The following is a 21,390-nucleotide window of genomic DNA, read 5'->3' on the forward strand; positions in this document are numbered from 1 at the left end:
TTATGTGATACGGAAGGGAACCATGACTCCGAACGATGATGCCAATTGGCTGATCAATGCCGACGGCGTGGAGAGCATCCAGGCCGTGGTCTGCGACCTGAACGGCATCCTGCGCGGCAAGCGCGTGCCCGTCGGGCAGGCGGAAAAGGTGCTGAAGGGCGGCATTCGCATGCCGCTGTCCATCGTCGGCGTGGACGTGTGGGGTGAGGACATCGTCGGCTCAAGCCATGTCTTCGCCTCGGGCGACATGGACGGCATCTGCGCCGCAACCGGTCGTGGCGCGCTCCCCGTCAGCTGGACGTTGAAGCCGTCCGCCGTCGTGCCGCTCTGGCTGTTCAAGGAGGACGGCACGCCCTTCCTTGCCGACCCGCGCCAGGCCCTCGCCAATATCGTGCGCCAGTACCACGAACTCGGCCTGCGCCCCGTCGTCGCCTCGGAAATGGAATTCTACCTGATCGACGCCGAGCCCGACCATGCACAGCCGCCGATCTCGCCCTATACCGGCAAGCGGCTCGACTCCGACGCCATCCTCTCCATCGACGAGCTCGACGATTTCGGCCAGTTCTTTTCCGACGTCTATGCGGAATGCGAACGGCAGAATGTGCCGGCGGATTCGGCCGTCGCCGAAAACGGTATCGGCCAGTTCGAAATCAACCTGATGCATTCCGACGACCCGTTGAAGGCCGCCGACGACGCGCTGTTCTTCAAGCGCATCATCAAGGGCGTCGCGCGCAAGCATGGTTTTGCCGCCACCTTCATGGCAAAGCCCTACGGCATGCGCTCCGGCAGCGGCATGCACATGCATTTCAGCCTGATCGACGAGGACGGCAACAACGTCTTCGACAACGACACGCCCGAAGGCTCTGATATCATGAAACATGCCGTCGCGGGCCTGACGCGCGGCATGGCGGAATCGACGTTGCTCTTCGCGCCGCATTTCAATTCCTACCGCCGCCTGCGCCCGGATACGCATGCCCCCACCTCCGTTTCGTGGGGCTACGAGAACCGCACCGCTGCCATCCGCATCCCCGGCGGCAGCAACAAGGCGCGCCGCATCGAGCACCGCGTCGCCGGCGCCGATGCCAACCCCTATCTCGTCATGGCCGGCATTCTCGGCGCCGCCCTTGTCGGCATCCGCAACAAGTGGGAGCCGCCGGCACCGGTCTCGGGCCGGGCCTATCTCTCGCAGCTGCCGCGCATCCCCTCGGAATGGGGCTCTGCCGTCACCGCCTTCGAGAACGGCTCGATCGTCTCGGAGATCTTCGACACGGATCTCCGCTCCATGCTGATCGCCTGCAAGCGGCAGGAAATCGCCGGTTTTGCCGAACAGGTGACCGACTTCGAATTCAGCGCCTACCTGGAAATCGTCTGATGGCCAACACCCAGTCCTATGCCGGCAACGGCGCCTATCCCGACAGCTACTACGCCGCCTCCCGCAACATCATCCGCACACCGAAGGTGCTGGAAGGCGCTGTCACCGCCGACGTCGCCGTGCTCGGCGCCGGCTATTCCGGCCTCTCCACCGCCATCCACCTTGCCGAAAAGGGCTACAAGGTCGTGATGGTCGAGGGCGCCGGCATCGGCTGGGGCGCCTCGGGCCGCAACGGCGGCCAGATCGTCAATGGCCTCAACGCCAGCCTCGACACGATCAAGCGCCGCTACGGCGACCAGGCCGGCGCCTTCGTCGGCGGCCTGGTGCAGGAAGGCGGCAAGATCATCCGCCGCATCGTCTCGCAATACGATATCGATTGCGACATGAAGACCGGCAATATCTATGCCGCCTATACGCCTGCCCACATGAAGGACCTCGAGCACAAGAAGGCCCTTTGGAAGAGCTACGGCATGGACGACCACCAGATGCTCGACAAGGCGGCGATCAGCAAGCTGGTCAACACCGATGCCTATATCGGCGGCATGCTGGACACGACCGGCGGCCACATGCACCCGCTCAACCTCACCCTCGGCGAGGCCAAGGCGCTCGAATCGCTCGGCGGCGTAATCTACGAACAGTCGCCCGTCACCCGCGTCGAGCACGAGGCGGAAAAGCCCGTCATCCACACGGCGAAGGGCAGCGTCACCGCCAAGGTCGCCGTGCTTTGCGGCAATGCCTATCTCGGCCATGTCGTGCCGAAACTGGTTTCGCGCGTCATGCCCGTCTCCACCCAGATGGTCGCCACCGAGCCGCTCGGCGCCGAGCGCGCTGATGCGCTGATCCCGAGCGACATGTGCGTCGAGGACGTCCGCTACATCCTCGACTACTTCCGCCTCTCCGCCGACAAGCGCATGATTTTCGGCGGCGGCACCGTCTATGGCGGCACCGACCCGGCGGACGTGCGCGCAAAAATCCGCCCAAACCTCGAAAAGGTCTTCCCCTCGCTGAAGGGTGTAAAAATCGACTACGCCTGGAGCGGCAACTTCGCCCTCTCCTTCTCGCGCGTGCCGCAGATGGGCAAGATCGGCAAGAACACCTATTTTGCCCACGGCTACAGCGGCCACGGCGTCACCGGCTCGCATCTCTTCGGCCGCATCCTCTCGGAAGCGGTCGATGGCGATCTCTCGCGCTTCAGCCAGTTCGAAAAGCTGCCCTGGATTCCCTTCCCGGGTGGGCGCATGTTCCGTGCGCAATATTCCACCATCGGCTCCTGGTGGTATCAGTTCAAGGACGCCTTCGGCCTTTAAGGCCCGACACATTTCAGAACGGCAGGGCCGGCGCTTGCGCCGGCCTTTTGCTTGCCCCTTGCGTACTGTCACAAGCGGGATTATGCCTTGCCTTGCTCTAACGGGGTGCCAGCGGGTTTTTTTGATCCACTGGCTGAGAGGCGGTCTCGCCAACCCGAAGAACCTGATCCGGCTCGTACCGGCGGAGGGATTAGACGGCACATCCTGCGCCCTACTCCCGTTTTGTGAACAACAAGGAGGCGCGGATGCGCAAGACACTTTTCTCCACCATCGCGGCACTGGCCGTTTCCCTCGCCCTTCCCGCGCTCGCGCAGGAAAAGACGCTGACCGTCTACACCTATGAGAGCTTCGTCGCCGAATGGGGCCCCGGCCCGAAGGTCAAGGAAGCCTTCGAGAAGACCTGCGGCTGCACGGTCGAATGGGTCGGCGTCGCCGATGGCGTGGAACTTCTGACGCGCCTGAAGCTCGAAGGCGAAAGCACCAAGGCCGACCTCGTTCTCGGCCTCGACACCAACCTCATCACCGAGGCCAAGGCGACTGGCCTCTTCGAGGCGCATGGCCTTTCGCCGGCGGACCTCACCGTGCCGGGCGGCTTCTCCGACGACACATTCCTGCCCTACGACTACGGCCATTTCGCCGTCGTCTATGACAGCGAGACGCTGAAGACCCCGCCGACGAGCCTCAAGGACCTCGTCGAAGGTGACCCGTCGCAAAAAATCGTCATCGAGGACCCGCGCACGTCGACGCCCGGCCTCGGCCTGCTGCTCTGGGTGAAGTCGGTTTATGGCGACAAGGCGGGCGAGGCCTGGGGCAAGCTCAAGGATCGCGTGCTGACCGTCACGCCCGGCTGGTCGGAAGCCTATGGCCTCTTCACCAAGGGCGAGGCGCCGATGGTGCTGTCCTACACGACCTCGCCGGCCTACCACGTCATCGCGGAGAAGACCGAGCGCTACAAGGCCGCCGCCTTCTCCGAAGGCCATTACGTGCAGATCGAAGTCGCCGGCCTGACGCGCACCGCTGACGACAAGGATCTTGCCCGCCAGTTCCTGACCTTCATGACCGGTCCGGATTCCCAGTCGATCATTCCGGAAACCAACTGGATGATGCCGGCCGCCAAGACGAAGGACCCGCTGCCTGCCGCCTTCGACGCGCTGGTGAAGCCGGAAAAGACCTTCCTGATGTCGTCGGACGAGGTTGCAGCCAACCGCAAGGCCTGGATCGACGAATGGCTCGCGGCGATGAGTGCCAAGTAACGTGATCTTCGCCCGCACCGAGCGACGGACATTGCGTGTCGCCGGGGGCCTCGCCCTCGGCACCGTGCTGGTCTTCGTCGGTGCGGCGACCGTCGTGCTTCTCGCCCATGCCGGCCCCGGCTCCGGCGCGCCGCTCCTCGATGCCTATATCGGGCGCGTCGCGCAGTTCACTCTGCTGCAGGCGACACTCTCCACACTCCTGTCCGTCCTGCTCGCCATTCCGGTCGCCCGGGCGCTCGCCCGACAGCGGGATTTTTCCGGCCGCGTCTGGATCATCCGGCTGTCCGTCGTGCCGCTCGGCCTGCCGGCACTGGTCGCCGCCCTCGGCGTCATCGAGGTCTGGGGCCGGCAGGGCGTCGTCAACGACCTGCTCGGGCTCGCCGGGCTGCAGAACCCGGTCAGCGTCTACGGGCTTGCCGGCATCCTGATCGCCCATGTCTTCTTCAACCTGCCGCTCGCCGCACGCTTCCTGCTGGCGGCCCTCGAGCGCATTCCGGCCGAATACTGGCTGACCTCCGCCAATCTCGGCATGGGCAGCGGCGCGGTGTTCCGGCTTATCGAATGGCCCGTCATCCGGCGGGTCCTGCCGGGGATCGCCGGACTCGTCTTCATGCTCTGCGCAACGAGCTTCACCATCGCGCTGACGCTCGGCGGCGGGCCGGCGGCAACGACGATCGAGGTGGCGATCTACCAGGCGCTGCGCTTCGATTTCGACCCCGAACGCGCCGTCCTGCTCGCCTTCCTGCAGATCTTCGTCACGGCAAGCCTGCTCTGGCTGATCTCGCTGTTCGGCAAGCCACCCGAAGAGGGCATGACGACAGGCCGCGCCATCCGCCGTTTCGACGGCCGCCGGCACCGCCTTCCCGATGGCCTCGTCATCCTCCTCTTCACCCTCTTCACCGCAGCGCCTCTCGTCGCCACCCTCGTCTCAGGTCTTTCCGCCGATCTCGGCCGGCTGGCGCTCGATCCGCTGCTGCACCGGGCGCTCGTCACCAGCCTTGCAGTTTCCTTCGCCTCGGCCTGCCTCAGCCTTTCGATCGCGCTGCCCATCGTGCTCGTGCCGCGGCTGGCCGAGACGGGCAAGGTCGACCTCGCCACACGGCTGATGGCTCGTGCCCTGCCCGCGGTCGGTTCGCTGATCCTGCTCGTGCCGCCGGTCGTCGTCGCTACGGGCTGGTTCCTCGTGCTGAGAACCTTCGGCGAGACCGGGCGCTTCGCCCCTGCCGTCGTCACCGTGCTCAACGCGCTGATGGCGCTGCCCTTCGTCGTGCGCGTACTGGAGCCGGCCTACCGCACCCATCTCATCCGCACCGCCCGGCTCGCGCTCAGCCTGGGCGTCACCGGAATGCATCGCCTGCGATGGATCGACCTGCCCGCCCTCAGGAAACCGTTGCTCACCGCCTTTGCCTTCGCCATGGCGCTGTCGCTCGGCGATCTCGGTGCCGTCGCCATCTTCGGTGCTGAAGGGTTCACCACCCTGCCGTGGCTGCTCTACTCCCGCATGGCGAGCTATCGCACCGCGGATGCCGCCGGCATCGCCCTGCTGCTCGGCGCAATATGCCTTCTCCTGACGCTGCCCTCGACCGCGGCGGAGCGCCCGACTGAAAGACCAAGCACCGATGCCTGACCTTGCCATCCACCTCACAGATGTCGCCGTGCACTTCGGGGAAAAGCGGCTGTCCTTCGACTGCGCCATTCCAGCCGGTGCCGCGGTCGCAGTCGTCGGCCCCTCGGGCGCGGGAAAATCGACGCTGTTCAACGTTATCGCCGGCTTCCAGGCGCCGGCTTCAGGCGATGTCCGGCTGCTCGGCGAAACCATGGCAGAGCGGGATCCCGCGGAACGGCCGGTCTCGATCATCTTCCAGGACAACAATCTTTTCGCGCACCTGACGGTTGCCGACAATGTCGGCCTCGGTATCGATCCAGCGCTGCGGCTGGATGCGGCGGCGCGAGAGAGCGTGTTCGCCGCGCTCGCGCGCGTCGGCCTCGGCGGCTACGAGCAGCGCCTGCCGGGCTCGCTTTCGGGCGGCGAGCGGCAGCGCGTGGCGCTTGCTCGCGCCCTCGTACGGCGCCGGCCGATCCTGCTGCTCGACGAACCGTTCGCCGCGCTCGATCCGGCCATGCGGGCGGAGATGGCGAAACTTCTGACGGAGCTGCGCAACGAGACGAAGAGCACGATGCTCTTCATCACCCACCAGCCGGAAGACATCCGCCGGCTGGCGGACCGGGTCATGTTCCTGGAGGCAGGCACAATCCTTCTCCAGGAGCCGGTCGTGGATTTCCTTTCTCGACGGGAGCCACCAGCCGTTGCAAAATTCCTCGGCCATTCCGCGCTTTAGCGGAAAACCCGGCTTGGCGCCCCGGCGACACGCCACAATTTGGACGCCCCCCTGTGTCACCGGAGCCACAAGGGAAGCGTTTGTCGAATCGGGAGTTGCCGGCCGGGTATGGTGCGTCTATCTCATCCATTCGAGGACCCGGTTCGGGCTGTGGGCAAGAGATATGGTGAGAGCAACGCAGGAAGCTGCAACGGTACGCGGACGCGGGGTTTTGAGACCCCTTGCGGCGCTGATGCTCGCCGGCACGCTGCTTGCCGGCTGCCAGTCCATCATCGAGCAGACCTATGAACCGACGATCTCGCCCTCGTCCAACCCGCAGATCGTCGACGAGGTGCAGAAGAACGACCCGCGCGCCCAGATGGGCGCCCGCGAGCACCCGCGCATCGTCGCCAGCTACGGCGGCGAATACAAGGACGCCAAGACCGAGCGGCTCGTCGCGCGCATTGCCGGCGCGCTGACGCTCGTTTCGGAAAACCCGAACCAGTCCTATCGTATCACCATCCTGAATTCGCCCGCGATCAACGCCTTCGCGCTGCCGGGCGGCTATCTCTACGTCACCCGCGGCCTGCTGGCGCTTGCCAACGACGCCTCGGAAGTCGCGGCCGTGCTCTCGCATGAAATGGCGCACGTCACCGCCAACCACGGCATCGAGCGGCAGAAGAAGGAAGAGGCCGAGGTCATCGCCAGCCGCGTCGTGGCCGAGGTGCTCTCCAGCAACATCGCCGGCAAGCAGGCCCTGGCGCGCGGAAAGATGCGCCTCGCCGCCTTCTCGCGCAACCAGGAACTCCAGGCCGACGTGATCGGCGTGCGCATGCTGGGCGAGGCGGGCTACGACCCCTATGCGGCGGCGCGCTTCCTCGATTCCATGGCGGCCTATGCCCGCTTCACCGCCGTCGACCCCGATTCCGACCAGAGCCTCGACTTCCTGTCGAGCCACCCGAATGCACCGCAGCGCGTGGAGCTGGCGCGCCTGCATGCCCGCGCCTTCGGCGCGGAAGGCGCGATCGGCGACCGCGGCCGGGACTACTATCTCGCCGGCATCGACGGCCTGCTCTACGGCGATGCGCCGGAAGAGGGCTATGTGCGCGGCCAGACCTTCCTGCATGGCAAGCTCGGCATCCGCTTCGACGTGCCGGCCGGCTTCCAGATCGACAACAAGGCCGATGCGGTGCTGGCGACAGGTCCTGGCGATGTCGCAATCCGCTTCGACGGTGTTGCCGACAGCCGCAAGCAGGACCTCGTGAACTACATTTCGAGCGGCTGGGTGACCGGCCTCAGACCGGAGACGATCCAGCCCGTCATGATCAACGGGCTGGAGGCGGCCACAGCCAAGGCCGCCGCCGACCGCTGGGAGTTCGACGTCACGGTCGTGCGCATCGACAACCAGATCTACCGCTTCCTGACTGCCGTGCCGATGGGCTCGAAGGCGCTGGAGCCGACTGCGGCGATCCTCAAGGCTTCGTTCCGCAAGCTGACGCCGGCCGAAGTCACCTCGCTGAAGCCGTTGCGCATACGCGTCGTTACCGCACGGGCCGGCGACACCGTCGCCTCGCTCGCCGGACGGATGATGGGCACGGATCGGAAACTCGACCTCTTCCGCCTGATCAACGCGATGACGGCGGCGAGCACCGTCCGCACCGGCGAAAAATTCAAGATCATCAGCGAGTGATCGCTTCTCCCAAACAAAAAACCCGCCGTCTCCGGCGGGGTTTTTTTGTTCAGCCGCATCCGGCAGCCGTCGTTACTCGCGATTGCCGAGGAAGCGCAGCAGGAACAGGAAGAGGTTGATGAAGTCGAGGTAGAGCGTCAGTGCACCCATGATGGCCTTGCGGCCGGCCACGGCGACGTCGTCGGCTTCAAAATACATTTCCTTGATCTTCTGCGTGTCCCAGGCCGTCAGGCCCGCGAAGACCAGCACGCCGATCGCGGAGATCGCGAAGTCGAGCGCCGAGGACTGCAGGAACAGGTTGACGAGCGAGGCGATGATCAGGCCGAAGAGGCCCATGATCAGGAACGAGCCCATCGCGGACAGGTCCCGCTTCGTCGTGTAGCCGAACAGCGACAGCGCGCCGAAGGCGGCGGCGGAGACGAAGAAGGTCTGCGCGATGCTGGCGCCCGTATAGACCAGGAAGATCGACGACAGCGACAGGCCCATCAGGCCGGCATAGACCCAGAAGGTCGCCTGCGCGGTCGCAACGCTCATCGTGTGGATGCGGAAGCTCAGGAAGAAGACCAGCGCCAGCGGGGCGAGCATCACGACCCACTTCAGCGGGCTCACATAAATCGCCTGACCGAAGGCCGTGAGCTGCCCGTCGGCGAAAGCGGCCTGCGAAGCGACATAGGCCACGACGCCGGTGATCGCGAGGCCAAGAGCCATCAGGTTGTAGACCCGGAGCATATAGGCGCGAAGGCCTTCGTCGACGACCGCGCCGGCCTGAGCGCCGGCATTGGCCGTTCGGGTCTGATAGTTGCGGAGATCAGCCATGTTTTCCTCTCGTAAAGCCCCCTGTGATGACGGTGTCGGGTTCCCGTTTATTCGCCGAGGGTTCGGCAAGAGAATCCGGGCAACCGCTGTGGGGCTCCAGCTTGCCTGTAAACAATATGCGCATGAATTGTGTCTCGTACAAGACCCGCGCCCCTCGCGGGCCGCGGATCCCGGCATCGTCAGAGTTCGCGCAGCACGGGCGCGGCCTTCTGCCCCAGAATGCGCCAGGTCCCGGCAAGGCCGATGCCGACGGTCATGACGAGGGCTGTAACGACCGTCATGACGGCGACGTCGGGCAGGAAGCTCGATGGCAGCGTCATGATGCGGCTCACCACGAACCAGGCCGCCACCCCGCCGGCAAAGAGCGCGAAGAGCGCCGTCGCCAGACCCAGCATCAGATATTCGTAACTGAAGGCACGGATCAGCGTGGCCCGTGTCGCGCCGAGCGTCTTGAGCACCACGGCATCGTGCACGCGCGCCCGGTTGCCGGCCGCAAGCGCCCCGGCGAGCACGAGGATCGAGGCGATGAGCGCGACGGCGGCCGCCGCCCGGATGGCAGTGGCGAGCTGACCGACCAGCTCGTTGACCACATCGAGCGCATCCTTGACACGCACACTGGTGATCGTCGGGAAGGCATTGGTGACTGCCTTCAGGGTCGCCGCCTCCTGCTCGGCGGTTGCCTGCGGGTCAATCACCGTCGACAGCCACGCATGCGGAGCGCCGGCAAAGGTGTTCGGCGAGAAGACCATGACAAAATTGATCGACAGCGATTCCCATTCGACATTGCGGAAGTTCGCGATGCGCGCCGTGATGTTGCGGCCGAGCACATTGACCGTCACACTGTCGCCGATCTTGAGCCCGAGCTCGCGGCCCTCCTCGGCGGCGAAGGAAACGAGCGGCTCGCCGGAATAATCCTCCGGCCACCATTCACCCTCGGCAAGCGTTGAGTTTTCCGGCGTGCGCTTGGCATAGGTGATGCCGCGGTCGCCGCGCAGCACCCACTGCCCTTCGGGCGGCACCTTGACCTTCGAGACCTCGACGCCGTTCAGCTCCATGACACGGCCCCGCAGCATGGGCACCTCGATGATCTTGCCGTCGGGCATGTTGGACTGGAGCACGGTGCGGAACCCGTCCAGTTCGCTGCCCTGGATATCGACGAAGAAGAAGTTCGGCGCGCGCTCCGGCAGATTGCCGGTCAGTTCCCGGCGCAGGTTGCCGTCGATCAGCGTCAGCGTGACGAGGAGCGCAAGACCGAGGCCGAGCGACAGCACGACGGACGAGGTGAGCGCCCCGGGCCGATGGATATTGCCGATGGCAAGCCGCAGCGACGGCGAATTGACGCGCGGACTGCGCCGCGCGATCGCGGTGATCAGCATGGCAACGACACGCAGGACCACGAAGGCAAAGGCAATTGCCCCGAGGAAGACTATGGCGATGTAGCGGTCATAGGCCGTGACGATGGCGAGCCCGGCCAGCGCCGCAAGGAAGACCGCCGCACCCGCGACATAGGGCCAGCTCGGCAGGCGGCCGGTCTCGAATCCCTGCTCACGGAAGAGCGCCGTCGCCGGCACCTCGCGGGCATGCCCGAGTGGCATGATGGCGAAAGCGAGCGCCGTCAGCAGACCGAAGACGGCGGCAAGCAGAAGCGCCGAAGGATAGATCGTCGCCTCGGCCGGCACCGGCAGCACGCCGTCGAGGAAGCGCATCGCCACCATCGGCATCAGCGCACCCGCCACGAGGCCGATCAGGATGCCCACCGCGGCGATCAGGGCGATCTGCGCGAGATAGACCAGCGCGACCAGCGAGGCCGGCGCACCGAGGCACTTGAAGGTGGCGATGACGGAGCGCTTGGAATCGAGATAGGCGCGCACCGCATTGGCGACACCGACACCGCCAACGATCAGTGCCGTCAGACCGACCAGCGTCAGGAACTGCGAGAAACGCGTGATGTTGTTGGTCAGCGAAGGGGCCGCGCTGTTGGAGGTACGGATCGACCAGCCGGCCTTCGGGAAGGCTTTCGTGGCATCCGCCCGCACCTTCGCCAGCGAAACGTCGGTATCGGCAAGCCGGATACGATAGGCGTTCTCTACGAGACTGCCGGTCTGCACGAGACCGCTCGCCTGCAGAGCCTCTTCCGAGACCATCAGCCGCGGCGCGAAGCCGAAACCTTCCGAAACCGCGTCCGGCTCGCGAACCAGCGTCGCCGTCACCTTCAGACGGGCCGTGCCGAGCAGGATCTCGTCGCCGACGGCGATGCCGAGCCGGTCGAGCAGCAGCGGCGCGACGACCGCGCCATAGCGCTCGCCCTCTTTCGCGAAGAGCGTGGCGGACGGTTGCTGCGGGCTGGTTCCCAGCGTGCCGTAGAGCGGATAGGCGCCGTCGACACCCTTGGCCTCGACCAGCGTCTGGTCGGATCCATCGGGCAGGCGCGCCATGGAGCGCAGGCTGGAGGAAAGAGAAACATCGCCGAGCCCCTGGAAGTGCTTCAGCTCTTCCGGGGTTGCGAAACGATTGTTGAATTCGAAGCGCACGTCGCCGGCAAGCAGGGTCTGCCCCTGCGAGGCGATCGCCTGGGTGATGGCGCTCGACACCGAATTGACGCCCGCGATCGCCGCCGTTCCGAGCGCGATGCAGGCGAGGAAGATGTAGAACCCCTTGAGGCCGCCACGCATTTCGCGCAGCGCCAGGCGAAGCGCCAGTGGAACCTGCCTGAGGACCGCGCCGACCCTCATGCGGGTACCGCCTCTGCCAGTGTCGCCTTGACGGGCGCCGCGCCGGAAACGATCTCGCCGGAGCGCATGGCGACCTGCCGGCTGCACCGGGCGGCAAGCGAGGGATCATGCGTCACCAGCACCAGCGTCATACCGCGCTCGGCCTGCTTGGCGAAAAGAAGGTCGGCGATCTGCCGGCCCGTCTCGGTATCGAGGTTGCCGGTCGGCTCGTCGGCGATCAAGAGCTTCGGCGAGGGTGCGAGCGCCCGGGCGATCGCCACGCGCTGCTGCTCGCCGCCCGAAAGCTGGCCGGGATAGTGCGACAGGCGCTCACCGAGGCCGACCGCCGTCAGCTCCCGCCGGGCGATCTCGAAGGCGTCCCGCACATTGGCGAGTTCCAGCGGCACCGCGACGTTTTCCAGCGCGGTCATGTTGGGAATGAGGTGGAAGGACTGGAAGACGATACCGACATTGCGGCCACGGAAATCGGCCACCTGGTCCTCGTTCATGCCGTGCAGGCCCGCGCCGTCGATATGGATCTCGCCACTGTCGAGCCGCTCGAGCCCGGCCAGCACCATCAGGAGCGTCGACTTGCCCGAGCCGGACGGGCCGACGATACCGACCGATTCGCCGCCATCGATGACAAGGTCGATCCCCTTCAGCACATGCACGGAGGCGGCCGCCCGGCCGAGGGTGAGATCGGCTTTTTTGAGATCGATGATGGTTTTGGCCAAGGAATTCTGCCCTATATGTCTTCAAACAACCGGAATGCCAGCAATCTAGGATCAGCGACATGTCGTTTAAAGCGGCGCTTTCATTTTTCGCCTCACTTGCAATCACAGCTTTGTTATCCGTGGGCAGCGCCCGGGCGGAACCGGTGAAGCTCGTCGGCTTCGGCGACAGCCTGATGGCCGGCTACCAACTGCCCGCGGCGGATGCCTTTCCGGTGAAGCTGGAAAAGGCGCTGCGCGAAAATGGCTACGAGGTCGAGATCGCCAATGCCGGCGTTTCCGGCGACACCAGCTCCGGCGGCCTTGCCCGGCTCGACTGGTCGATCCCCGAAGGCACGCAGGGCGTGATTCTGGAGCTCGGCGCCAACGACGCGTTGCGCGGGATTCCACCGGAAGAGACGGAAAAGAACCTCGACGCCATGCTGACGCGTCTCAAGGAGCGCGGCATTGCGGTGCTGCTTGCCGGCATGCTGGCACCACCGAACATGGGCCCCGAATACGGCGAGCGCTTCAACGGCATCTACCAGCGCATGGCGGAAAAACACGGCGTCGCGCTCTATCCTTTTTTCCTGGACGGGGTCGTCACCAAGGCGAACCTGCAGCTCGAGGACGGCATGCATCCGAACTCCGAAGGGGTGGACGTGATGGTGGCGACGATTCTTCCCGCCGCCGAAGCGTTCATCAAATCGATACCGGCGAAGGAGTAGTTTTCGCGGGTGCGAAATAAGGGTTGCGCAAAAATCCATTGCGTGATTCGCTGACAGTACATTCCAGCAGGGAGAAGTCGCTATGCCGAGACTTTTCGTCGCCCTCGAAGTGCCGCGCAATGCTGCCATGAGCCTCTCCTTGCTGAGAGGCGGACTTCCCGGGGCCCGCTGGATCGATGTCGAGAACTTCCACATTACCTTGCGTTTCATCGGCGACATCGACGGCCGCACCGCCGACGAGGTGGTCGACAAGCTCGACCGCATAGAGCGCCCGGAATTCCAGCTGGCCCTGTCGGGCATGGGCTCCTTCGGCTCGAAGAAACCGCATTCCGTCTTCGCCGGGGTGACGCAGGCGCCGGAAATGTACGCCCTCCAGGGCGAGATCGAGCGCATCTGCCAGCGCCTCGGCCTTCCCGCCGATCCGCGCAAATTCACACCCCACGTCACGCTCGCGCGCCTGCGCAACGCCCGCACCGAGGACGTCGCCCACTATCTTTCCGGTCGTGGCAATTTCTACACCGCCCCCTTCACCGTGAACCGCTTCGTGCTGATGTCCTCGAAAGAATCCGTCGGTGGCGGGCCATACCTCACGGAAGAGGTTTTCCCACTCTACGAGGCCGGCGGCGGCTGGGATAGCGCGGACCTGCGCGATCACCTGATTTGATCGGCAAGCTATCATAGGGCAATCGGCCCGGGCCTGAGACGACCTTTGCCGCAGCCGAGCCCGGCAAACCGGCCTTTAATGCTCCCACCGCAACACCTACAGATGCTGAGGGACTTTTGTCTTCAGCAACTGGACCAGCGCGGGGTCCATGAACGCGTAGTCATCCGGAATATCCAGGCAGATGAGCCGTTTACCCTTGAGAGCGGACCGGAACTTTGCCTGGACCTTGCTCCGATGGGCTTTCTCCATCACGAAAATGATGTCCGCCCAGCCGATCTCTTCTGCCGAGAGCGGATTTTCCGCGTCGTTGTTTGTGCCGGCGGAGGAAACTTCGATGTCCGGCCAGCTTGCGAACACCTGTTCGGCCGTCGGGCTTCGCAGCTTGTTCTGGCTGCACACGAAGAGAACATTGCACATGTTTTTTCTTTCTTCTGCCTCTCGCGCAGCGATAGCACCCGGGAAATGCGGGTGTCCACGCAAGAACACGAAATGAGCACGGCCGGAATGGGTCTCCGCTGGACCGCCTTCGTCCCCCTTGTTCCGATTCAGCATTTCGCGGCACCTACCCGAATCACGTCAATCCCTTGTGGTGAACAAACCCTGAATCATCCGGAGTCAGCGATTCGTCTCCGATTCGTTCGCAGACTGTTCCGCAAAGGTCGCAGAAGCGCGAGAAAAGCGGCGCTTTTCGCCTTGCCCCTTGCCATCGGGCGCCTCGATGGGCATCTGTTGCCTGCCGGATGCGTCCGGCGGAGATGGAAACCTGCCGGGGCGTGACTTGTCGCAAGCACCCATGATCTTGAGCGGCCGCGGGGTCACCGCGGTGCTCGGCCCGACCAATACGGGCAAGACCCACTACGCAATCGAACGCATGGTGGCACATGAGACGGGCATTATCGGCCTGCCTCTGCGCCTTCTCGCGCGCGAGGTCTACACGCGCCTCGTCGACAAGGTCGGCCAGCACAATGTGGCGCTGGTCACCGGCGAGGAGAAGATCACGCCGCATATGGCGCGCTATTCGGTCTGCACGGTGGAGGCGATGCCACGCGAGACGCGCGCCTCCTTCGTAGCGATCGACGAGGTGCAGCTTGCCGGCGATCTCGAACGCGGCCACATCTTCACCGACCGGGTCCTGCATCTGAGAGGGCGCGACGAGACGCTGCTGCTCGGTGCGGCCACCATGAAGCCCATTCTGGAGCAGCTCCTGCCGGGCATCCATGTGGTGGAGCGCCCGCGGCTGTCGCAGCTCTTCTACGCCGGCTCCAAGAAGATCACCCGCCTGCCGCAGCGTACGGCCATCGTCGCCTTCTCGGCCGACGAGGTCTATGCGATCGCCGAGCTGATCCGCCGCCAGCGTGGCGGAGCAGCCGTCGTGCTCGGCGCGCTCTCGCCCCGCACCCGCAATGCGCAGGTCGCGCTCTATCAGGAAGGCGACGTCGAATATCTCGTCGCCACCGATGCGATCGGCATGGGTCTGAACCTCGACGTCGACCATGTCGCCTTCGCGCAGGACCGCAAGTTCGACGGCTACCAGTTCCGCAACCTCAATCCCGCCGAACTCGCCCAGATCGCCGGCCGCGCCGGGCGGCACCTGCGCGACGGCACCTTTGGCGTGACGGGCCGTGTCGATCCGTTCGACGACGAGCTGGTCAAGCGCATCGAGACGCATCAGTTCGACCCTGTGCGCGTGCTGCAATGGCGCACGCCCCGCTTCGACTATTCTTCCCTCGTGAACCTGCGCAAGTCGCTCGATGCCCCGCCGCCGATCAGCGGGCTGACGCGGGCGTTGCCGGCCGTCGACCAGCAGGCACTGGAGCACCTGTCGCGTTACCCCGACGTCCGCGACCTTGCGACGACACCCGAGCGCGTCGAAAAGCTCTGGGAGGCTTGCGCACTTCCCGACTACCGCCGCATCACCCCCGCCCAGCACGCCGACCTCATCTCGACGCTCTACGCGGATCTGGTAAAGCGCGGCACGGTTAACGAAGATTTCATGGCCGATCAGGTGCGCCGCGCCGATCGAACCGATGGCGAGATTGACACGCTTTCGGCGCGAATCGCACAGATAAGGACGTGGACCTATGTGTCGAATCGGCCCGGATGGCTTGCCGATCCGACACACTGGCAGGAAAAGACGCGGGAAATCGAAGACCGATTGTCCGATGCGCTACATGAACGGTTGACGAAACGCTTTGTTGATCGCAGGACATCTGTGCTCATGAAGCGCCTGAGAGAGAATGCGATGCTGGAAGCTGAAATCAGTGTGAATGGCGATGTCTTCGTAGAGGGACATCATGTCGGGCAGTTGGCCGGTTTCCGGTTTACGCTGGCCTCCGGAACAGAAGGCCCCGATGCGAAGGCCGTGCAGACGGCTGCACAGAAGGCGCTCGCGCTGGAGTTCGAAGCCCGGGCCGCACGCCTGCATGCTGCCGGCAACGGCGACCTCGCGCTCGGCTCCGACGGCACCGTGCGCTGGCTCGGCGATCCCGTCGCACGCCTGACGGCGAGCGACCATGTCATGCGTCCGCGCGTCATCCTGCTCTCCGACGAGCAGCTGACCGGCAATGCGCGCGACCACGTCGCCGCCCGCATCGAGCGCTTCGTGAACCACCACATCGCGACCGTGCTGAAGCCGCTCGACGACCTTTCGCGCGCGGAAGACCTGCAAGGCCTCGCCAAGGGCCTCGCTTTCCAGCTCGTCGAAAATCTCGGCGTGCTCTTCCGCCGCGACGTGGCGGAAGACGTGAAGTCGCTCGACCAGGAAGCCCGCGCATCGATCCGCAAGCACGGCATCCGCTTCGGCGCCTACCATATCTTCATGCCGGCGCTTCTGAAGCCCGCCCCGGCCGAACTCATCACCTTGCTCTGGGCGCTGAAGAACGACGGCCTCGACAAGCCGGGATACGGCGACCTCATCCCGGTGCTCGCCGCCGGCCGCACCTCGGTCGTCACCGATCCGAGCTTCGAGCGCGCCTTCTACAAGCTTGCCGGCTTCCGCTTCCTCGGCAAGCGGGCCGTGCGCATCGACATTCTCGAACGCCTTGCCGACCTCATCCGCCCGCTGCTGCAGTGGAAATCGGGCACGCCGCGCCCCGAGGGCGCCTATGACGGCCGCCGTTTCATGGCGACGACCGCCATGCTCTCCATTCTCGGTGCGACGCCGGACGACATGGAAGAAATCCTGAAGGGCCTCGGCTACCGTGCTGATAGCGTAAAGGCAGAAGAGGTCGCCGCCCATCTCGCCGCGCAGGCACCGGCCGATGCCGCCGCTGCAGCCCCGGCCGAGGCAAGCGCGGAAATCTCCGACGAACACGATGCTGACGCAGCGGAGAGCGACAACGACGCACCTGTCGCTGCCGCAGACGCTTCGGCTGCACCGACGGAGGCTCCGGCCACCGAGAGCGCGGAAGCACCGACAGAAGGTATCGTCGAAGGCGAACCGGTCGAAGTGAAGCCGGTGCTGCTCTGGCGTCCGGGCTCTCGCCACGACAACCAGCGCCAGGGTCACCGCCAGGGCGGCGAGCGCCATGGGGATCGCCAGGGCGAGCGTCAGGGTCAGGGCGAGCGGCGCGGCGGTGATCGCCATCGCGGCCAGCCGGCCGGCGAACGCGGCGAGCGGCGTGACGGCGGCCGCGGCCGCCCCGATCAGGCCAAGGGCCGCGACGGAAAGCCGCAGGGCGGAAATCGCCCCGATCGAAACGAGCACCGCCCCGATCGCAACGATCGCGGCGGCAAGCCGCAGCAGGCGAAGTTCGAGGCCCGACCGCCCCGCAAGGAAAAGCCGATCGACCCGGATTCTCCCTTCGCCAAGCTCGCAGCGCTCAAGGAGCAGTTGAAGAAGTAAGCCGATGGCACGCAACGAGGAACAGCCGGCGGGTCAGGCGCGACAGCGCATCGACAAATGGCTGTTCTTCGCGCGGCTGCGCAAATCCCGCTCGCTGGCGGCGAAATCCGTGGAAGCGGGCGATGTCAGCATCAACGGCCAGAAAATCCGCCAGCCCTCGCATATAGTGCACCCCGGCGATGTCGTGCTGATCTCGCTCGACCGACACGACATGGTCGTGAAGGTGCTGCATTCGGGCGAACGCCGCGGACCCTACGAGGAGGCCCGCCTTCTCTACAGCGACATGACGCCGCCCCCGCCGCCGCGCGAGGAACGCTCACTTTTCGAGCAGGCGACACGCGAGCGCGGCGCAGGCCGGCCCACTAAGCGGGAACGCCGCGAAACAGACCGCCTGCACGGTTTTCCCGGCGACGACGAGGATTAGAATTCTATACCTCGCAAGCGCCCGGCGGCGCATGTATTACGCTTGCAAACCGCCCGCAAAGCCTTTACCTCAGCCTCCGGACGGCCCTCGATACGCGCGGTCTCCCTTGTCCGGCAAGCCGATCGCGTGACGGATCCTGCGGTGACGGATGGTCTCGTCCGCGCCCGCCTTATGACGATTCTGGAGTTCCTCATGACGTATGTCGTGACCGACAACTGCATTCGCTGCAAGTACACGGACTGTGTGGAAGTGTGCCCGGTCGACTGTTTTTACGAGGGTGAGAATTTCCTCGTCATCCACCCCGACGAATGCATCGACTGCGGTGTCTGCGAACCGGAATGTCCCGCCGAGGCGATCAAGCCGGATACCGAACCGGGCCTCGACAAATGGCTGAAGATCAACACGGAATTCGCCGCCGTCTGGCCCAACATCACGGTCAAGCGCGATGCGATGCCGGAAGCGAAGGAAATGGACGGAGAGGAAGGCAAGTACGAGAAATACTTCTCTCCCAATCCGGGCCAGGGCGATTGATCGCCGCATAGGGCGGCAACCGAAGCTGGGGAAAAAAGCGTGCTCCCGTCAAAAGGCGATGGGACAGGCTTGATGACCCATGCGAAGCAAATTATTGATTTCGGCACTTTTTTGTGGTAGGGTCCGGATACTGATCCACATCGCGGCATTTTGCGTGCCCGAACACCACCACGAAAGCAAACGATCCCTCAACGCCGCTCACCTCCCATAGGCAGCTCCGGTTGCTCAAATGTGAACGCGTCGCCAGGGACCTTTTTTGCGCATGGCGGACGGACCAGAGTGGTGACACCGCAACGGTGCCCCCGTCTTTCCCGGGTCCCCGGACCCACCCGGCCATGCCGGGAGCGTAACAGGGAGTATTTGAACAGAATGACGACCCAGCAGAAGAAATCTTCCACGCGCCAGGGTTTCAAGACCGGTGAATCGATCGTCTATCCCGCTCACGGCGTTGGCCAGATTGTGGCCATCGAGGAGCAGGAAGTCGCCGGCATGAAGCTTGAGCTCTTTGTCATCGATTTCGAAAAGGACAAGATGCGTCTCAAGGTGCCGGTTGCCAAGGCCGTTTCGATCGGCATGCGCAAACTGTCGGAGACCGATTTCGTCGAACGCGCGCTGAAGGTTGTCCAGGGCAAGGCCCGCGTGAAGCGCACCATGTGGTCGCGCCGCGCGCAGGAATATGATGCCAAGATCAATTCGGGTGACCTGATCTCGATCGCCGAAGTGGTCCGTGACCTCTACCGCGCGGAAAATCAGCCGGAACAGTCCTATTCCGAGCGTCAGCTCTATGAAGCCGCGCTCGACCGCATGGCCCGTGAAATCGCCGCCGTCAACAAGATGTCGGAAACCGAAGCCGTTCGCCTCGTTGAAACGAACCTCGCCAAGGGTCCGAAGCGCGGCAAGACCATCGACGAGGACGACTCGCAGGACGAGGCGGCCTGATCTAGGGCGGTACGTTCGATTTTAAAGCCCGGCTGGCAACAGCCGGGTTTTTTTGTGGGAACTTTTCCGGCCCTGGGTCGTTTTCCACCCCGAAGACGACCGGCTTCGGGCGGCCGCGGAGGTGGCTCGCCACTTTATTTTCTTGAAAGCCGATTTCGAGCGATCCGCCGGCCTTTACGAAACGTCATCATCAAGCAGGGCGCAAGACCAGAGGCAGAAACAGGCCTCCTTGCGCCGGTTCGGTTAACGTGGAGAGACCCCCATGGCTACGACGACCGCAGACCGCCGCATGATCAAGCTCGCAATGTCCGCGCCCTATCTCGAACGGGACGAAGAGCAGGCACTCGCCCAGGCCTGGAAGAACAACAAGGATCAGGAAGCGCGCAACCGCATCGCCATGGCCCATATGCGGCTGGTGGTTTCCATGGCCGGAAAGTTCCGGAATTTCGGCCTTCCGTTGGGCGACCTCGTGCAGGAAGGCTACATCGGCCTTCTGGAGGCGGCCGCCCGTTTCGAACCGGAACGGCAGGTCCGCTTTTCCACCTATGCCAGCTGGTGGATCCGCGCCTCCATCCAGGACTATGTGTTGCGCAACTGGTCGATCGTACGCGGCGGCACCAGTTCGGCGCAGAAGGCGCTCTTCTTCAACCTGCGACGCCTGCGCGCGCGCCTTGCGCGCGGCGACACCCACCTCACCGCCGAGGCGATGCATCAGGAGATCGCCGCCGCGCTCGGGGTCAGCACCGCCGACGTGCGCACCATGGATGCCCGCCTTTCCTCCTCCGATGTTTCGCTCCAGGCGCCAATCTCCTCCGCCGAAGGCGAAGGCTCAAACCGGCTCGATTTTCTCACCAGTGACGCACCGCTTCCCGACGAGCAGGCGGAAGGCAGCATCGACGGCGAACGCCGCCATCACTGGCTACACGCCGCCCTCGGCCAGCTTAACGAGCGTGAAATGAAGATCATTCGTGCCCGGCGACTGGCGGAAAACGGAGCAACGCTCGAGGAACTCGGCGCCGTGCTCGGCATTTCCAAGGAACGCGTGCGCCAGATCGAAAACCGCGCGCTGGAGAAGCTACGCTCCGTTCTGGTCGGCAAGACCACGGACTTCGCCTACGCCTGACGGCGGGCTTCCCCAAGGGGGCCTCCGCTCGTTTCCGGCCCCCTCTGTAAAACCGCCCCGTTTCGGACAGCAATCAAATGTGATTGTCCCCGTTCATTGACGTTTCTGCCGACTTGTGCGCATTGCTACGCAATCATGCACGATTGGATTCGGTAATGTCTGGACAGGACCTTCTTCTGCTCGGGGAACGACAAGACCTGATCCGCGCGCGGCTCGACCTTTCGGGGCGGGTCATCGCGGCGGAACTGGCGCAGGAGCTGGGCGTGTCGGAAGACACGATCCGGCGAGATCTGCGTGAAATGGCCGCCTCCGGCCTCTGCCGCCGGGTCTATGGCGGCGCACTGCGCATGACGCACGCCTCCACCACGATGAACGAGCGCATGGCGATCGCCGGTGAGCGCAAGGCAGCGCTCGCCCGCACCGCCGCCGGCCTCATCCCCGCCGGCGCCACCGTCTTTCTCGATGCCGGCAGCACCAATGTCGCGCTCGCCCGCGCCCTGCCACAAGCCGCAGGCCTCACCGTCGCGACCAACGGGCCGGCCATTGCGGCCGCGCTGCTCGAGCACGACATCACGACGATCCAGCTTGGTGGACTGATCGATGCCCGCTCGGGCGCGGCGATCGGCGCCAAGGCGATGCGGGACGCCGAGGCCCTTCGGCCGGACGTGCTGGTGCTCGGCGTCTGCGGCATCGATCCCGAGGCCGGCGTCACAGCCGACAGCTTCGAGGAGGCGGAATTCAAGCGTTTCGTCGCCTCCCGCAGCCGGACGGTGATCGTCATCGTCACCAATGACAAGCTTTTCACCGCAGCTCCCTATTCTGTCGCCCCCCTGTCCCGCGTGGCAAGCGCCGTGATCGAGGCGGATGCGGGTGAAACGGAGGCGGCGGTGCTCGCCGCCGCCGGCATCGACACCCTGCGGGCCGGATAGGCGCCTCTCCCAGCATCCTGAAACGGACCTC

Annotated in this window: 18 protein-coding genes and 1 riboswitch; of the genes, 14 read left to right on the plus strand and 4 right to left on the minus strand. The window is 64.8% G+C overall.

What is annotated here, in order from left to right; all coding sequences use genetic code 11:
* Positions 1-22 precede the first annotated feature (22 nt).
* The 6 genes from K0P03_RS17565 (at position 23) to K0P03_RS17590 (ending at position 7,940) form a co-directional block, all read left to right on the plus strand.
* Positions 23-1,372, plus strand: coding sequence for a glutamine synthetase family protein (locus K0P03_RS17565; protein WP_023516110.1), 1,350 nt, complete (start codon positions 23-25; stop codon positions 1,370-1,372).
* Entirely contained in the window at positions 1,372-2,679 is a 1,308-nt protein-coding gene (locus K0P03_RS17570; RefSeq protein ID WP_050746094.1) for an NAD(P)/FAD-dependent oxidoreductase, read from the plus strand. Before K0P03_RS17565 ends, K0P03_RS17570 begins: the two co-directional genes overlap by 1 nt.
* A 91-nt stretch (positions 2,680-2,770) precedes the next feature.
* Positions 2,771-2,886, plus strand: a riboswitch (TPP riboswitch).
* A gap of 38 nt (positions 2,887-2,924) precedes the next feature.
* Entirely contained in the window at positions 2,925-3,932 is a 1,008-nt protein-coding gene (gene thiB / locus K0P03_RS17575; RefSeq protein ID WP_272790221.1) for a thiamine ABC transporter substrate binding subunit, read from the plus strand.
* Positions 3,933-3,936: 4 nt separating this feature from the next.
* Positions 3,937-5,559 carry a thiamine/thiamine pyrophosphate ABC transporter permease gene (gene thiP / locus K0P03_RS17580; RefSeq protein WP_443020583.1) on the plus strand — a complete coding sequence of 541 codons (1,623 nt, stop codon included), beginning with the start codon at positions 3,937-3,939 and terminating at the stop codon, positions 5,557-5,559.
* Positions 5,552-6,271 carry a thiamine ABC transporter ATP-binding protein gene (gene thiQ / locus K0P03_RS17585; RefSeq protein ID WP_272790223.1) on the plus strand — a complete coding sequence of 240 codons (720 nt, stop codon included), beginning with the start codon at positions 5,552-5,554 and terminating at the stop codon, positions 6,269-6,271. The genes thiP and thiQ overlap by 8 nt, the downstream gene beginning before the upstream one ends.
* A gap of 232 nt (positions 6,272-6,503) precedes the next feature.
* Positions 6,504-7,940, plus strand: a complete 1,437-nt coding sequence (locus tag K0P03_RS17590; protein WP_245290249.1) for a M48 family metalloprotease — start codon at positions 6,504-6,506, stop codon at positions 7,938-7,940.
* Positions 7,941-8,012: 72 nt separating this feature from the next.
* Here K0P03_RS17590 and K0P03_RS17595 read toward each other — a convergent pair whose 3' ends face one another.
* From K0P03_RS17595 to K0P03_RS17605, 3 genes are all read right to left on the minus strand, one after another.
* Positions 8,013-8,756, minus strand: coding sequence for a Bax inhibitor-1/YccA family protein (locus K0P03_RS17595; protein WP_272790224.1), 744 nt, complete (start codon positions 8,754-8,756; stop codon positions 8,013-8,015).
* 179 nt (positions 8,757-8,935) lie between these two features.
* Entirely contained in the window at positions 8,936-11,488 is a 2,553-nt protein-coding gene (locus K0P03_RS17600; RefSeq protein ID WP_272790225.1) for an ABC transporter permease, read from the minus strand.
* On the minus strand, positions 11,485-12,201 hold the full coding sequence (locus K0P03_RS17605; RefSeq protein ID WP_050746099.1) for an ABC transporter ATP-binding protein: 717 nt from the start codon (positions 12,199-12,201) through the stop codon (positions 11,485-11,487). Before K0P03_RS17605 ends, K0P03_RS17600 begins: the two co-directional genes overlap by 4 nt.
* 59 nt (positions 12,202-12,260) lie before the next feature.
* Between K0P03_RS17605 and K0P03_RS17610 the strand changes: the two genes are divergently transcribed.
* A complete protein-coding gene (locus tag K0P03_RS17610) occupies positions 12,261-12,905 on the plus strand; it encodes an arylesterase (RefSeq protein ID WP_272790226.1) in 645 nt (214 codons plus the stop codon).
* Between the two features lie 82 nt (positions 12,906-12,987).
* The gene (thpR, locus tag K0P03_RS17615; RefSeq protein ID WP_024271264.1) at positions 12,988-13,569 is read left to right on the plus strand and encodes an RNA 2',3'-cyclic phosphodiesterase; all 582 of its coding nucleotides are present in this window, start codon (positions 12,988-12,990) and stop codon (positions 13,567-13,569) included.
* A 96-nt stretch (positions 13,570-13,665) separates the two neighbouring features.
* Here the strand turns inward: thpR and K0P03_RS17620 are convergent, their stop codons facing one another.
* Complete coding sequence (locus K0P03_RS17620) at positions 13,666-13,986, minus strand: low molecular weight protein tyrosine phosphatase family protein (protein ID WP_272790500.1); 321 nt, start codon at positions 13,984-13,986, stop codon at positions 13,666-13,668.
* 376 nt (positions 13,987-14,362) lie between these two features.
* Here K0P03_RS17620 and K0P03_RS17625 point away from each other — a divergent pair, with 376 nt between their 5' ends.
* The 6 genes from K0P03_RS17625 to K0P03_RS17650 all read left to right on the plus strand — a co-directional run bounded on the left by K0P03_RS17625 (position 14,363) and on the right by K0P03_RS17650 (position 21,359).
* Positions 14,363-17,413, plus strand: coding sequence for a helicase-related protein (locus K0P03_RS17625; protein WP_272790227.1), 3,051 nt, complete (start codon positions 14,363-14,365; stop codon positions 17,411-17,413).
* A gap of 4 nt (positions 17,414-17,417) precedes the next feature.
* Positions 17,418-17,837: an RNA-binding S4 domain-containing protein gene (locus K0P03_RS17630; protein ID WP_023516900.1), complete on the plus strand. Its 420-nt coding sequence runs from the start codon at positions 17,418-17,420 to the stop codon at positions 17,835-17,837.
* Positions 17,838-18,029: 192 nt separating this feature from the next.
* Positions 18,030-18,368, plus strand: coding sequence for a ferredoxin FdxA (gene fdxA / locus K0P03_RS17635; protein ID WP_037408747.1), 339 nt, complete (start codon positions 18,030-18,032; stop codon positions 18,366-18,368).
* A 369-nt stretch (positions 18,369-18,737) separates the two neighbouring features.
* Positions 18,738-19,307 (plus strand): CarD family transcriptional regulator, encoded by a 570-nt coding sequence (locus tag K0P03_RS17640; protein ID WP_024271261.1) that lies wholly within the window; start codon positions 18,738-18,740, stop codon positions 19,305-19,307.
* 262 nt (positions 19,308-19,569) lie between these two features.
* Positions 19,570-20,430 (plus strand): RNA polymerase factor sigma-32, encoded by an 861-nt coding sequence (locus K0P03_RS17645; RefSeq protein WP_023514620.1) that lies wholly within the window; start codon positions 19,570-19,572, stop codon positions 20,428-20,430.
* A gap of 155 nt (positions 20,431-20,585) precedes the next feature.
* Entirely contained in the window at positions 20,586-21,359 is a 774-nt protein-coding gene (locus tag K0P03_RS17650; RefSeq protein WP_023514621.1) for a DeoR/GlpR family DNA-binding transcription regulator, read from the plus strand.
* Positions 21,360-21,390 lie beyond the last annotated feature (31 nt).

Origin of the sequence: Shinella sp. HY16, assembly GCF_028534175.1 — a bacterium.
In the GTDB taxonomy this organism is placed as follows: domain Bacteria; phylum Pseudomonadota; class Alphaproteobacteria; order Rhizobiales; family Rhizobiaceae; genus Shinella.